Raw genomic sequence first — 12459 nt, forward strand, 5'->3', positions numbered from 1 at the left:
CAGCCAGCTTGACACCAGAATCACAACACAAGAAGCAGCGCCCATGATCGACCAGCAGAACCTCGTGTCGTAGACTCCCCCTCCGATGCCCCTTCTCACCATAACCTTTCCGGAAATCGATCCGGTCGCCATCTCGATCGGACCATTCGCGATCCGATGGTATGCGCTGGCCTATATCTGCGGCATCGTGCTCGGATGGATCTATGCGCGCGCGCTGATCAGGAAAGAGAAATTATGGGGCGGGCCGGCGCCGATCGCACCCGTGCAGCTCGACGACTTCATTCTCTGGGTGACGATTGGCATCATCGTCGGCGGCCGCACCGGCTATGTGCTGTTCTACAACGCGGCCTTCTTCATCCAGAATCCGGTGGCGATTCTCAAACTCTGGGAAGGCGGCATGTCCTTCCACGGCGGCTTTCTCGGATGCGTTGCCGCGGTGATGCTGTTTGCGCTCAAGAACAATATCTCCATCCTGTCGCTTGGCGACATCACGACTGCGGTCGCTCCGATCGGAATATTCCTCGGGCGGCTCGCCAATTTCATCAAGGGAGAGTTGTGGGGGCGTGAGGCGGATGCCAGCGTTCCCTGGAGAATGGTCTTTCCCGATGACCCGCTTCAACTTTTCCGCCATCCAAGCCAGCTCTACGAAGCGGCGCTCGAGGGTTTCCTGCTGTTTGCGGTACTGGCGGTGATGATCCGGATGGGCGCGCTGAAGCGGCCCGGCCTGATCCTCGGCAGCTTCATCGCGATCTACGGCCTTGCGCGCATTGCCAGCGAATTCTTCCGCGAACCCGATCCCCAGCTCGGATTTTTGTGGGGCGGGCTGACCATGGGTATGCTGCTGTCGGTACCGATGATCATTGCCGGAGCCATCCTGATCATGGTGGCATGGCGCCGCGAGACGCGGCAGCATATAGAGAAGTCGATTTAAGGCAGGCCGTGACCGAATTTTCGCCGTTACAGTCGGAGATCCACAAGCTGATCAGATCGTCAGGCCCGATGCCGGTCTGGCGGTACATGGAGCTGTGCCTGATGCATCCCGAGCACGGCTACTACGTGTCGCGCGATCCATTGGGCCGCGAGGGCGATTTCACCACCGCGCCCGAGGTCAGCCAGATGTTCGGCGAACTGCTCGGTCTATGGACGGCCTCGGTCTGGAAGGCGATCGGTTCGCCGCCGATGCTGCGGCTGGTCGAGCTCGGCCCCGGCCGCGGCACCATGATGGCGGACGCGCTCCGCGCGGTTCGCGTGCTGCCGTCGCTCTATCAATCGATCCAGATCCATCTCGTCGAGATCAATCCGGTGCTGCGCGAGAAGCAGCAGGCAACGCTATCCGGCGCGCGCAACATCACCTGGCATGACAATATCGACGACGTGCCCGAGGGCCCCGCGGTCATCCTCGCCAACGAATATTTCGACGTGCTGCCGATCCATCAGGTGGTCAAGCGCGAAACCGGCTGGCACGAGCGCGTCGTCGAGCTCGACGCCAATGGCAAGCTGGTATTCGCCGCCGCGGATGACCCGATCCCGCGCTTCGAGGTGTTGCTGCCGCCGCTGGTGCGCGCGGCCCCGATCGGCGCCGTGTTCGAATGGCGGCCGGATACCGAGATGATGAAGATCGCGGCGCGGGTGCGCGACCAGGACGGCGCGGCGCTGATCATCGATTACGGACATCTGCGCAGCGACGCCGGCGATACCTTCCAGGCTATCGCCCGGCACAGTTTTGCCGATCCCCTGAAAAATCCCGGCCAGGCCGACGTCACCGCCCATGTCGATTTCCAGGCACTGGCGCGCGCGGCGGAAGACGTCGGCGCGCGCGTTCACGGCCCGGTGACGCAGGGCGAATTCCTCAAGCGGCTCGGCATCGAGACCCGGGCCGTCACCCTGATGGCAAAAACCACGGCGGAAGTTTCCGCCGATATTTCCGCCGCGCTCAAGCGTCTGACCGACAGCGGCCGCGGCGGCATGGGATCGATGTTCAAGGTGCTTGCGGTTACCGAACCAAATCTCACCTCGGTCGCAGGCCTCAGCGACGAACCGCCGGGAGACGAAAGAGCATGACGTTCGGATCGTCCCTACTCGCAGCCATTCCCGGGCTGCGCCACGCGTTCTTCACCCGCGAGGGCGGGGTATCCGGTGGAATTTACGAAGGACTCAATGGCGGGTTAGGCTCCAACGACGATCCGGCCAATGTCGCGGAGAATCGCCGCCGGATGGCCGAGCGGATGGGCGTTGCGCCCGAGCACTTGCTCAGCGTGCACCAGATCCACTCGCCCGACGCCGTGGTCGCGACCGGACCATGGCAGGGCGACAAGCCGCGCGCCGACGCGCTCGTCACCCGCACGGAAGGCATCGCTATCGGCGTCACCGCCGCGGATTGCGGGCCGATCCTGTTCGCCGATCCAGCCGCGCGCGTGATCGGCGCTGCGCACGCCGGCTGGAAGGGCGCGCTGACCGGCGTCCTGGAATCCACGATCGACGCAATGGAAAAACTCGGCGCCGACCGCTCCGGCATCGTCGCCGCCATCGGCCCGCTGATCCGCCAGCATTCCTACGAGGTCAGCAGCGAATTCGTCGAACGTTTCCTGGATGTCGACGCGGAGAATGCAATGTTCTTCATTCCCTCGGTTCGATCAGGACATTCGATGTTCGACCTCGCCGGCTTCATCCGCATGCGGCTGGAGAACGCCGGCATCCTGATGATCGACGACCTCGGTGTCGACACCTATTCCGACGAGCGTTTTTACAGCTACCGCCGCTCGGTGCACCGGAAGGAGCCGGACTACGGCCGCCACGTGCACGCGATCGCGCTGGCGAGCGAGTAATTCCTACTTCACCCGCAGCACCACCTTCCCCGCGCCCGGCCGGCTTCCAGGTGGGGTGAGCGCCGCCGGCAATTGCGCGAAGGCAAATTCGCGATCGAGAACAAAGGCTCGCATGGATGATCCTGCGAAGTTGAAGAATTCTGGCAACAAGAAGGAGAGACGGGACGAGCCGGGCGCAATCTTTTTGGCGAGCTTATCCATGCACTGCCCTAGACCTTAACACATTTTAACGATATCGCAGGGAGCAATGAGGAACACCTTGATTGCTTCGTGCCTGCAAGCCCCGCGCGCCATGATTGCCGCGGCGCTGCTTGTCGTTTCTTGCGCGCTCGGTGGCTGTGCCGGCGGCGGCGCGGCCAGCGGTTCGTATGCGATGGCACCGAGCGCGGGCGGCGGTCCCACGGTGGCGTTCGAATCGATCGACGGTCCGCCGCCGCAGGTGTTCGAACGGATGGTCAGCGTGCTCGATAGCGAATCGAAGCTCCGAAACCTGTCGATCGTCTCGCGCGAGGGCGGAGCATCCTACCGCGTGCGCAGCTATCTGTCGGCGCAGGTGGTTCGCGGCAAGACCGTGATCGCCTGGGTCTGGGACGTCTACGACAACAACCAGCAGCGTGCGCTGCGCCTTTCCGGCGAAGAACCCGCCGGCAAGGCTGGCCGCGACGCCTGGGCGGCGGCCGATGACCTCGTGTTGCGGAAAATCGCGCAGGCCGGCCTCAGCGGTCTGTCCGGCATGGTCAACGGAAGTCCGGATGCAGCGCCTGCGCCGGCCCCGGAGCGCCGCGGTCCCGCGGTCGCGAGTGCGGAAGAAACAGTACCCGCCCAGGATGCGGCCGGCGTCACGGCGCTCGGTTTCAGCGCTCAATAAACAGCCCTGTAAAAGTCCCGTACCGGCCGATTTTTGACCGGGAAAACGACATCAACGGGTTGCCAGCCGAGCCACCCGCCTGATATCTCCTCGCTCACAAAACGCGCCGGTTCCCGAGGACTTCTCGATATGCTGAACGTCGTATCCAGCAAGGCGCGAGGAGAAGCGTTGATGGCGGCCAAGAACGGCTCGATCAAGCTGGTCGCTGGCAATTCCAACCCCGCGCTGGCCCAGGAAATCGCGAACTGGCTGCATCTGCCGCTGACCAAGGCGGTGGTTCGGCGCTTCGCCGACATGGAAATCTTCGTCGAAATCCAGGAAAACGTCCGCGGTTCGGACGTCTACATCATCCAGTCGACGTCGTTTCCGGCCAACGACCATCTGATGGAACTTCTGATCATCACCGACGCGCTGCGCCGGGCTTCGGCGCGCCGCATCACCGCGGTCATCCCCTATTTCGGCTACGCCCGCCAGGACCGCAAGGTCGGCTCGCGCGCACCGATTTCCGCCAAGCTGGTCGCCAACCTGATTACGCACGCCGGCGTCGACCGCGTCATGACGCTCGATCTTCACGCCGCCCAAATCCAGGGCTTCTTCGATATTCCGGTCGACAATCTCTTCGCCTCGCCGGTCATGGTGCGTGACATCAAGGAGCGTTTCGACCTCGCCAATGTCATGGTGGTATCGCCTGACGTCGGCGGCGTGGTGCGCGCCCGTGGACTGGCCAAGCGCATCAACACCCCGCTCGCCATCATCGACAAGCGGCGCGAGCGCGCCGGTGAATCCGAAGTCATGAACGTGATCGGCGACTGCGCCGGCTACACCTGCATCCTGATCGACGACATCATCGATTCCGGCGGCACGCTGGTGAACGCGGCCGACGCGCTGATCGCCAACGGCGCCAAGGAGGTCTACGCCTATATCAGCCACGGCGTGCTCTCCGGCGGCGCTGCCGCGCGCATCGCCTCGTCGAAAATGAAAGAGCTCGTGATCACCGACTCGATCCTGCCGACGGAGGCGGTCAACAAGGCCGCCAATATCCGCACGCTGTCGATCGCGCCCCTGATCGCCGAAGCGATCAGCCGTACCGCGTCGGAAGAATCGGTGTCGAGCCTGTTCGACTGAGGCAGGTTTGAAGGGTGGGCAAAGCGAAGCGTGCCCACCGTTTGATGATCTCGAAATAGATGGTGGGCACGGTGCAAGCGCGCCTTTGCCCACCCTACGGCACCTCATTCAAATCCCGGTCGCGGCACTAGATTCATCAGCATGTTGGCATAGCCGCCATCGACCATGATCTCCTCGCCATTGACGTAGGACGCGCGATCGCTGGCAAGAAACAGGATCGCATCGGCCATGTCCTGCGGCATGCCGACCCGCCGCAACGGCACGACTGCGGCGCGACGCTCGGTGACGCCGGGCGTATCGTAGAACGCCTGGCTCATCGGCGTGATCACCATGCCGGGACTGACGACATTGCTGCGGATGCCGTGCGGCCCCCATTCATTGGCGAGCTGCCGCGACAGCATGATCACGCCGGCCTTGCTGACACTGTAGGCGCCGCTCTGTCCCTGCGCGTTGCTGCCGGCGATCGAAGCCACGTGAACCAGACTGCCGCGGCCAAGCACGTGCATCTGCCGGCCGAACACCTGCGCGCAAAGAAAATAGCCGGTCAGGTTGACGGAGAGAACGGCGTTCCATTCGGCAAGCGACAAGGTATCGAGCGCACCCGGACGCAGTACCGCGGCGGTGTTGACCAGCACGTTGCATGGCCCCAGCGATTTCTCGATCGTCGCGGCCGCAGCGGTGACGCTCTCGACATCCGTCGTATCGCAGCGCGCGATGACATGATCGGCGCCGAGCTTGCCGAGCTCGGCGCGCGTGATCTCAAGGCCACGTTCATCGAGATCGATCGCGGCCACGCGGGTACCGGCCTGGGCAAAACTGAGAGCAACGGTGCGGCCGATCCCGCCGCCCCCGCCCGTCACCACGCACACGCGGCCTGACAGGCCGAGCCAATCGGAAGATTGTTGTTCGGTTTCAGCCATCGATGCCTCCAATGCCCGCATCCGTCATTGCGAGGAGCGAAGCGTCGAAGCAATCCATTTTTCCCGTCGTGGCGAGATGGATTGCTTCGCTCGCAATGACGGAGACTACCTCCTACCTCCTACCCCCCAATCCCCGCCGCGACCTGGCCACGCAGCCGCTCCAGGCTGTGCAGCGTGTTGGCGCAGGCTTCCGCGACCTCGATGCCCTTGATGACAAAATGTTTGCGGAAGAATTCGTGGTGCACGGCGCTTTCATGGAATTGCTGCGGCGTCAGCACCGCCGAGAATACCGGCACTTCGGTCCTGAGTTGCACGTCCATCAGCGCCTTGATCACGGTGTCGGCGACGAATTCGTGGCGATAGATGCCGCCATCGACCACGAGGCCTGCGGCCACGATCGCGGTGTAGCGCCGCGTCTTGGCGAGCAGTTGCGCATGCAGCGGTATTTCGAACGAGCCCGGCACCTCGAACAGATCGACCTGCGCGCGCGTGATATGGCGCGCTTCGATCTCTTCGAGGAAGGCAATGCGGCATTCCTCGACCACGCCACGGTGCCACGACGACTGCACGAAGGCGATGCGCTGCGGCTTGACGAAACGCGGATGCACCGGCGCCGGCGGGCGCTCGGGCACGTCAGGAACGTGATGGGCTTCGGCTGCTTGGGATTGGACTTCAGGCTCTTGCAACATCTGATTCATGGCTTTCCTCTTTCAGGACCAGAATCAGGGCATACGGAACGACACCGGCCCACGCGCAAAGGTGCGAGGCCGCCGCAAACCGTTCTCTTTCATCCGGACTGTAACCGTCGGCTTCGGAATCACACCGAATCTGCTGACCCTTCTGCTCAGGCGAGAAGAAGGCGCTCGCGGGCTTGGGCTACGTCACCCTTACCGCCGGTGGGGATTTTCACCCCGCCCTGAGAACATCGGCCGCCCGGAATGGACGACCTGCCGAAGAATATGACCAAGGCCGGGGCGGCAGCAAGCGTCTTTGGCATGGGGAAACGGCATGTCCCCATGCCGCCGGAACAGGGCATGTGGCCTGCCGGATCGCTGTCTTTACTTAAACAGCGGCAATTGAGATAGGCTTGCCAAGAACAGGGGGACGCTCAACATGAAAATTCTTCGTCGGAATTTCCTCAAGCTGGCCGGCGCGCTCATCGCTGCGCCCGCCTTGCCGCGACGGGCGTCCGCGCTCGATTATCCGACGCGACCGACGAAGATCGTGGCCGGCTTCGCTGCAGGGGGCGGCGTCGATATCACGGCGCGGCTGATCGGCCAATGGCTGGCGGACCATCTCAAGCAACCCTTCGTCGTCGAGAACCGCACCGGCGCCGGCGGCAATATCGGCACCGAGGCGGTCGTGAATGCGGCGCCCGACGGCTACACGCTGTTGCTGGCGACGGTGCCGAACGCGGTGAACGCCTCGCTCTACGAAAAACTCAGTTTCAATTTCGTCCGCGACATCGCGCCGGTGGCCGGCGTCATTCGCGTGCCGATGGTGGTGCTGGTGCACCCCGCGGTGCCGGCGCAGACCTTGGCCGAATTCATCGCCTACGCCAAAGCCAATCCCGGAAAGGTCAACATGGCCTCCGCCGGCAGCGGCAGCGCGCCGCACATGGCGGGCGAGCTGTTCAAGATGATGACCGGGGTCGACATGGTCCATGTCGCCTATCGCGGCCAGGGGCCGGCAATGACGGATCTGATCAGCGGCCAGGTGCAGATCCTGTTTGCGGCCGCGCCCGGCACCGCCGATCACATCAAGACCGGCAAGCTGCGCGCGCTCGCGGTGACGACGGCCACGCGCATGGCGGAGCTGCCGGAGGTTCCGATCGTGGGCGATGTCGTGGCAGGCTATGAAGCCAGCCAGTGGTACGGCTTCGCGGCGCCGAAGAACACGCCGGCCGAGATCATCGACAAGCTCAACAAGGAGATCAACGCGGCGATCGCCGATCCCGGCATGAAGGCCCGGCTTGCCGCCATCGGCGGCGCGCCGATGCCGGGCTCGCCTGCCGATTTCGGCAGACTGATCGCAGACGAGACCGAGAAATGGGGCAAGGTGGTCCGCGCAGGCAGCCTCAAGCCGGAGTGAGGCGGCGATTTGCGAACGGTCCGGGAGATACCGATGCACGGTGAGCGCCGCAAATGGAACAAGCTGACACACGCCGCTGACGTTGACGGCACGGATGCAGCAAAGGCCTGCGGGGGCAAGCCGATCCGCGAGACATTGCTGGAGCGGTATGGTCCCTGGGTAGATGCCGCAAAGTCCTGCGTTTAAATCGAGGGCGCGCAACTCGGGACCGCGATTGAGGCGTGTCCTTTGGTCGCGCGAGAGATAGGCGCGCGGGTGTGCCTGCGCCGCGGACGTGAACGCGGCGCTTCCGCGCAAAATTAACTATCCATTAACCATTGTGGCAGAGCTGCCCGATTTCACTCCGCGACGGACTCCGCGGCGCTCGAATCCGATTCCGGTTTGTTCTCAAATTAATAATTATGACCGCGTTCAACTGTGGACGACGCCGCTTTGGCCTGTGGACGGACTCAGGGGTCAGTTGCGCGGATTCCGCAAATCACATCACTTGAGCTCGGCAGGCCCCGGGATGATCCGCGAACGGGGGATTGCAGTCGGCGGCGCCGCATCAGTTCAACGCACGCCGTGCTCCGCGTGCGTATCAGAAGAATTCAAGAAACAGGGTCGAGACGGCATGTCCCTCCTCGAAGGCATTATTGATTCCCGGAACAACCCGCTCGCGGCCGTCGAGGACATCGCCGCCGAAAACAACTGGGCGTTCGAGCGCTCCGGCGAAGACGAAGTCACGATCGTCTCCAAGGGGAACTGGACCGACTACCAGCTCTCCTTCACCTGGATGGCGGAGATCGAGGCGCTGCACCTGGCCTCCGCGTTCGACATGAAGATTCCTCCCGCACGCCGCGCGGAAGTGCAGCGGCTGATCGCGGCGATCAACGAACAATTATGGGTCGGCCATTTCGACATCTGGACCCACACCGGCATGATCATGTACCGGCAGGCCCTGCTGCTGCCGGGCGGGCTGACCGCCTCGACCGCGCAATGCGAGGTCATGCTGGCCGGCGCCATCCACGCCTGCGAGCGTTACTACCCCGCGTTCCAGTTCGTGGTCTGGGCGGGAAAAACCGCCGCGGAAGCCATGAGCGCGGCGATGTTCGATACCGAGGGTGAGGCGTAGGCCCCGCCGCTTCCACGCGCACAGTGTCGTCCTGCCGAAATCAGAGATCCATACTCCGTGACCGCCAGGCTCAAGCAAACTGCTTGTGGCCCCTTCTGAGCTTTACTAAAACCGCCGGTGGTTATGGGTCCCGGCTCCTGTGCGCAACTGCGCACTAGGCAGGGACGACGGCAGAATTCATGGTGACACCGTGAATACCAACACACTCCAAAATCTCCGCGGCACTATTGCGCTGGCTGGCGCGGGCAAGATGGGCGGCGCGATGCTCACCGGCTGGCTGGCCGGCGGGCTCGACGCAAGCCGCGTGATCGTTATCGAGCCGCAGCCATCCGCTGAGATCGGCGCGCTGGCGGCGCAAGGCCTCCGCCTCAATCCGAAGGACGCGGGTACAGTCGATACGCTGGTGATGGCGGTGAAGCCGCAGACGTTCCGCGAGGCGGGGCCGGCGCTGAAGTCCCTTGTCGGAGCGAACACGCTCGTCGTCTCGATCATGGCGGGCACGACGATTGCGGCACTTGAAGAAGTCTGCGGCGGCATGGTGGTTCGCGCGATGCCGAACACGCCGGCCGCGATCGGCCGCGGCATCACGGTTGCGATCGCGGCGAAAAATGTCAGCGCCGCGCAACGCACCACGGCCGACGCGCTGCTGCGCGCCACCGGCTCGGTCGAATGGGTCGAGGACGAAAGCCTGATGGATGCGGTGACCGCCGTGTCCGGCTCCGGCCCGGCCTACGTGTTCCTGCTCGCCGAAGAACTCGCGCGCGCCGGCGTCGAGGCCGGCCTGCCGGCCGAGCTTGCAACGAAGCTCGCGCGCGAAACCGTCGCCGGCTCAGGCGAATTGCTGCACCGCTCGGAACTTGCCTCGGCCACGCTGCGCCAGAACGTCACCTCGCCCGGCGGCACCACCGCGGCCGCGCTGGAGGTGCTGATGGCCAAGGACGGCCTGCAGCCGCTGATGATCCGCGCAATCGCCGCGGCAACGAAGCGCTCGAAGGATTTGGCGAAGTAGTGGAATCGTAGGGTGGGCAAAGGCGCGCTTGCGCAGTGCCCACCATCCGGCACCGTACTCGTGATGGTGGGCACGCTTCGCTTTGCCCACCCGACGATTCAGCGGATGCCGCTACTTCCCTGCAAGCCTCTTCGTGAACGTCTCCACATTGACGAGGCCGCGGGCGTGGCGTCCGTCGCCTATTCTGCGCTCGCCTTGGAAGGCTTCGACTTCGAATCGGATCACGCGGCGCTCGACGGCTACGACCTTTCCCGTGACGCGCACCGTCGCGCCGACCAGCGACGCGCCGAGATGGCGGATATCGACCTCGGTGCCAACCGTGATCCAGCCCGGCTGAAGATGGCCTCTGATGGCATCGCTCGAGGCCATCTCCATTTCCAGGATCATCATCGGCGTCGCATAGACCATCGGCATATCAGGCACGAAATGCCCGACCGTGCGCTCGCGCGGCACGACCAGCGTCCGCTCGGCGCTCATGCCGATCTTGATGAAGTCGCGTGCGTCCATGCGATGGCCTTGGATAGTCGTCATTCCGAGGCGGCGCGAAGCGACGTACCCGGAATCCAAAAGTTGTTGGCGCGAGATCCGGGGTTCGCGCTTCGCGAGATCCGGGATGACCTTTCAGGTCACTTCTGCATCGCCTTGCGCTCGACGAAGGTCTTGCCGCCCTTCATCTTGTGGGTGAGCGGCGCCTCGTTGATCTGGATCACGACGGCTTCCGCGTCGACGCCGAGATTCTTCACCAGCGCCTGGGTGATGTCGCGCATCATGCCGACTTTCTGTTCTTCGGTACGGCCGGCGGCCATGCTGATGGTGATCTCAGGCATCGGTAGTGCTCCCTCTTGCTCTTACGTGTTCGGTAAACTGTCATTGCCGGACATAGTAGTCTGCCCACGCAGACTACGTAAACTTGTCTGCGCCCGGCAATCCATCATTTTGAAGATGGACACGCGGGTCAAGCCCGCGCATGACTAAATCAGTTGCCCCACTTCACGTCATGGCGCGCGAGCACCTCGCGCACTTTGGCGACGATTTCGCCCTCAGCGCAGGAAAACTGCGCTGGACGCGTCTCGCGCCATTCCTGGTTGGAGGCGATGGCAGCCGCGGCTTTCGCGCCCTCGATCAGGTCCTTGATCTGAATTTCGCCGCGCGCCTTCTCGTCCGAGCCCTGGATGATGACGCAAGGCGAATTGCGGCGGTCGGCATATTTGAGCTGGTTGCCCATGTTCTTGGGGTTACCGAGATAGAGCTCGGCGCGGATGTTCGCGTTGCGAAGCTCGGCGACCATTTTCTGGTAGTCGGCGACACGATCGCGATCGAACACCGTGACCACGACCGGGCCGAAGTCAGGCCGCGTGTCGAGCTTGCCGAGCATCGTCAGCGCGGCCTGCAAGCGTGACACGCCGATGGAGAAACCCGTTGCCGGCACCGGTTCGCCGCGGAAGCGCGAGACGAGGCCGTCGTAACGGCCACCGCCGCCGACCGAGCCGAAGCGAACGGGACGGCCTTTCTCGTCTTTCGTTTCGAGGGTGAGTTCGACCTCGTAGACCGGACCGGTGTAATATTCGAGACCGCGAACGACGGAAGGATCGATCACGATACGATCCGCCCCATAGCCCGACGCCGTTACCAGCTTGCTGATCGCATCGAGTTCGTCGCGACCTTCCTGTCCGACTTTGCTGTCGCGCAGCCGCGTATCGATCTGCGCGCCCTGCTCGATCGCACCAACGACCAATGCAATGTCATCAGGCTTCAGGCCAGCGCCTTTGGTAAAGTCACCCGACTCATCCTTGCGGCCCTCGCCCAGCAACTGCTGCACGCCGGAAATGCCGAGACGATCGAACTTGTCGATCGCGCGCATCACCGTCAGCCATTGTCCGTCATCGGCAATGCCTAGCGCATCGCGCACGCCATCGAGCACCTTGCGGTTATTCACCTTCACCACATAGCTGCCGTGCGGAATGCCCAGCGCTTCCATCGTATCCGCCGCCATCATGCACATCTCGGCGTCCGCTGCCGGCGAGGCCGAGCCCACCGTGTCGGCATCGAACTGCATGAACTGGCGGAAACGGCCGGGGCCTGGCTTCTCATTGCGATAGACGTAACCCGCGCGGTAGCTGCGATACGGCTTCGGCAGCGCGTCGAAATTCTCCGCCACATAGCGCGCCAGCGGCGCAGTCAGATCGTAGCGCAGCGAGATCCACTGCTCGTCGTCGTCCTGGAACGAGAACACGCCCTCGTTCGGCCGGTCCTGGTCAGGCAGGAATTTGCCCAGCGCGTCGGTAAACTCCATTGCCGGCGTTTCCACCGGCTCGAAACCGTAGCGCTCGTAGACCTCGCGGATTTTCTCGACCATCTGGCGCGTGGCCGCGATCGCGGCCGGACCGCGGTCCTCGAGCCCACGCGGCAGCCGCGCCTTCAGTTTCTGCGGTTTTTTCGCTTTGTCCTTCATGGGCAGGTTGGTACCAGCCGGAGCGCGGCCCGGCAACCGTCGCATACCTCCCCTT

Annotated in this window: 15 protein-coding genes and 1 riboswitch; of the genes, 9 read left to right on the forward strand and 6 right to left on the reverse strand. The window is 63.6% G+C overall.

Going from position 1 to position 12459, the window contains the following annotated elements; translation table 11 throughout:
- Positions 1-85: 85 nt before the first annotated feature.
- From lgt to pgeF, 3 genes are read left to right on the forward strand one after another with little or no spacing between them, the layout of a single operon-like run.
- Entirely contained in the window at positions 86-931 is an 846-nt protein-coding gene (gene lgt, locus CQ13_RS06860) for a prolipoprotein diacylglyceryl transferase (protein WP_057842236.1), read from the forward strand.
- A gap of 8 nt (positions 932-939) precedes the next feature.
- The gene (locus tag CQ13_RS06865; RefSeq protein ID WP_057842237.1) at positions 940-2061 is read left to right on the forward strand and encodes a class I SAM-dependent methyltransferase; all 1122 of its coding nucleotides are present in this window, start codon (positions 940-942) and stop codon (positions 2059-2061) included.
- A complete protein-coding gene (pgeF, locus tag CQ13_RS06870; protein ID WP_057842238.1) occupies positions 2058-2825 on the forward strand; it encodes a peptidoglycan editing factor PgeF in 768 nt (255 codons plus the stop codon). Before CQ13_RS06865 ends, pgeF begins: the two co-directional genes overlap by 4 nt.
- Before the next feature lie 3 nt (positions 2826-2828).
- Here the strand turns inward: pgeF and CQ13_RS06875 are convergent, their stop codons facing one another.
- Positions 2829-3026, reverse strand: coding sequence for a hypothetical protein (locus CQ13_RS06875; protein WP_057842239.1), 198 nt, complete (start codon positions 3024-3026; stop codon positions 2829-2831).
- A 46-nt stretch (positions 3027-3072) separates the two neighbouring features.
- Here CQ13_RS06875 and CQ13_RS06880 point away from each other — a divergent pair, with 46 nt between their 5' ends.
- Entirely contained in the window at positions 3073-3693 is a 621-nt protein-coding gene (locus CQ13_RS06880; RefSeq protein ID WP_057842240.1) for a hypothetical protein, read from the forward strand.
- 171 nt (positions 3694-3864) lie between these two features.
- Positions 3865-4818: a ribose-phosphate pyrophosphokinase gene (locus CQ13_RS06885; protein WP_057842314.1), complete on the forward strand. Its 954-nt coding sequence runs from the start codon at positions 3865-3867 to the stop codon at positions 4816-4818.
- A 104-nt stretch (positions 4819-4922) separates the two neighbouring features.
- On the opposite strand, the gene CQ13_RS06890 is transcribed toward CQ13_RS06885, so the two are convergent.
- Positions 4923-5738 carry an SDR family NAD(P)-dependent oxidoreductase gene (locus CQ13_RS06890; RefSeq protein ID WP_057842315.1) on the reverse strand — a complete coding sequence of 272 codons (816 nt, stop codon included), beginning with the start codon at positions 5736-5738 and terminating at the stop codon, positions 4923-4925.
- A gap of 119 nt (positions 5739-5857) precedes the next feature.
- Complete coding sequence (locus CQ13_RS06895) at positions 5858-6436, reverse strand: 6,7-dimethyl-8-ribityllumazine synthase (RefSeq protein WP_057842241.1); 579 nt, start codon at positions 6434-6436, stop codon at positions 5858-5860.
- Positions 6437-6513: 77 nt separating this feature from the next.
- Positions 6514-6666: riboswitch (FMN riboswitch) on the reverse strand.
- A gap of 185 nt (positions 6667-6851) precedes the next feature.
- Between CQ13_RS06895 and CQ13_RS06900 the strand changes: the two genes are divergently transcribed.
- The 4 genes from CQ13_RS06900 to proC all read left to right on the forward strand — a co-directional run bounded on the left by CQ13_RS06900 (position 6852) and on the right by proC (position 9952).
- On the forward strand, positions 6852-7829 hold the full coding sequence (locus tag CQ13_RS06900) for a Bug family tripartite tricarboxylate transporter substrate binding protein (protein WP_057842242.1): 978 nt from the start codon (positions 6852-6854) through the stop codon (positions 7827-7829).
- 33 nt (positions 7830-7862) lie between these two features.
- Positions 7863-8015, forward strand: coding sequence for a hypothetical protein (locus CQ13_RS42615; RefSeq protein ID WP_156433546.1), 153 nt, complete (start codon positions 7863-7865; stop codon positions 8013-8015).
- A 427-nt stretch (positions 8016-8442) separates the two neighbouring features.
- Positions 8443-8943, forward strand: coding sequence for a type III secretion system chaperone family protein (locus CQ13_RS06905; protein ID WP_057842243.1), 501 nt, complete (start codon positions 8443-8445; stop codon positions 8941-8943).
- A 190-nt stretch (positions 8944-9133) separates the two neighbouring features.
- Positions 9134-9952: a pyrroline-5-carboxylate reductase gene (gene proC, locus CQ13_RS06910; protein WP_057842244.1), complete on the forward strand. Its 819-nt coding sequence runs from the start codon at positions 9134-9136 to the stop codon at positions 9950-9952.
- Between the two features lie 111 nt (positions 9953-10063).
- Here proC and CQ13_RS06915 read toward each other — a convergent pair whose 3' ends face one another.
- From CQ13_RS06915 to hisS, 3 genes are all read right to left on the reverse strand, one after another.
- Entirely contained in the window at positions 10064-10459 is a 396-nt protein-coding gene (locus tag CQ13_RS06915) for a thioesterase family protein (protein WP_057842316.1), read from the reverse strand.
- A 119-nt stretch (positions 10460-10578) separates the two neighbouring features.
- Positions 10579-10779 (reverse strand): tautomerase family protein, encoded by a 201-nt coding sequence (locus tag CQ13_RS06920; RefSeq protein ID WP_057842245.1) that lies wholly within the window; start codon positions 10777-10779, stop codon positions 10579-10581.
- 149 nt (positions 10780-10928) lie between these two features.
- Positions 10929-12449, reverse strand: a complete 1521-nt coding sequence (gene hisS, locus CQ13_RS06925; protein WP_430649659.1) for a histidine--tRNA ligase — start codon at positions 12447-12449, stop codon at positions 10929-10931.
- Positions 12450-12459 lie beyond the last annotated feature (10 nt).

This window comes from Bradyrhizobium retamae, from assembly GCF_001440415.1.
GTDB classification, from domain to species: domain Bacteria; phylum Pseudomonadota; class Alphaproteobacteria; order Rhizobiales; family Xanthobacteraceae; genus Bradyrhizobium; species Bradyrhizobium retamae.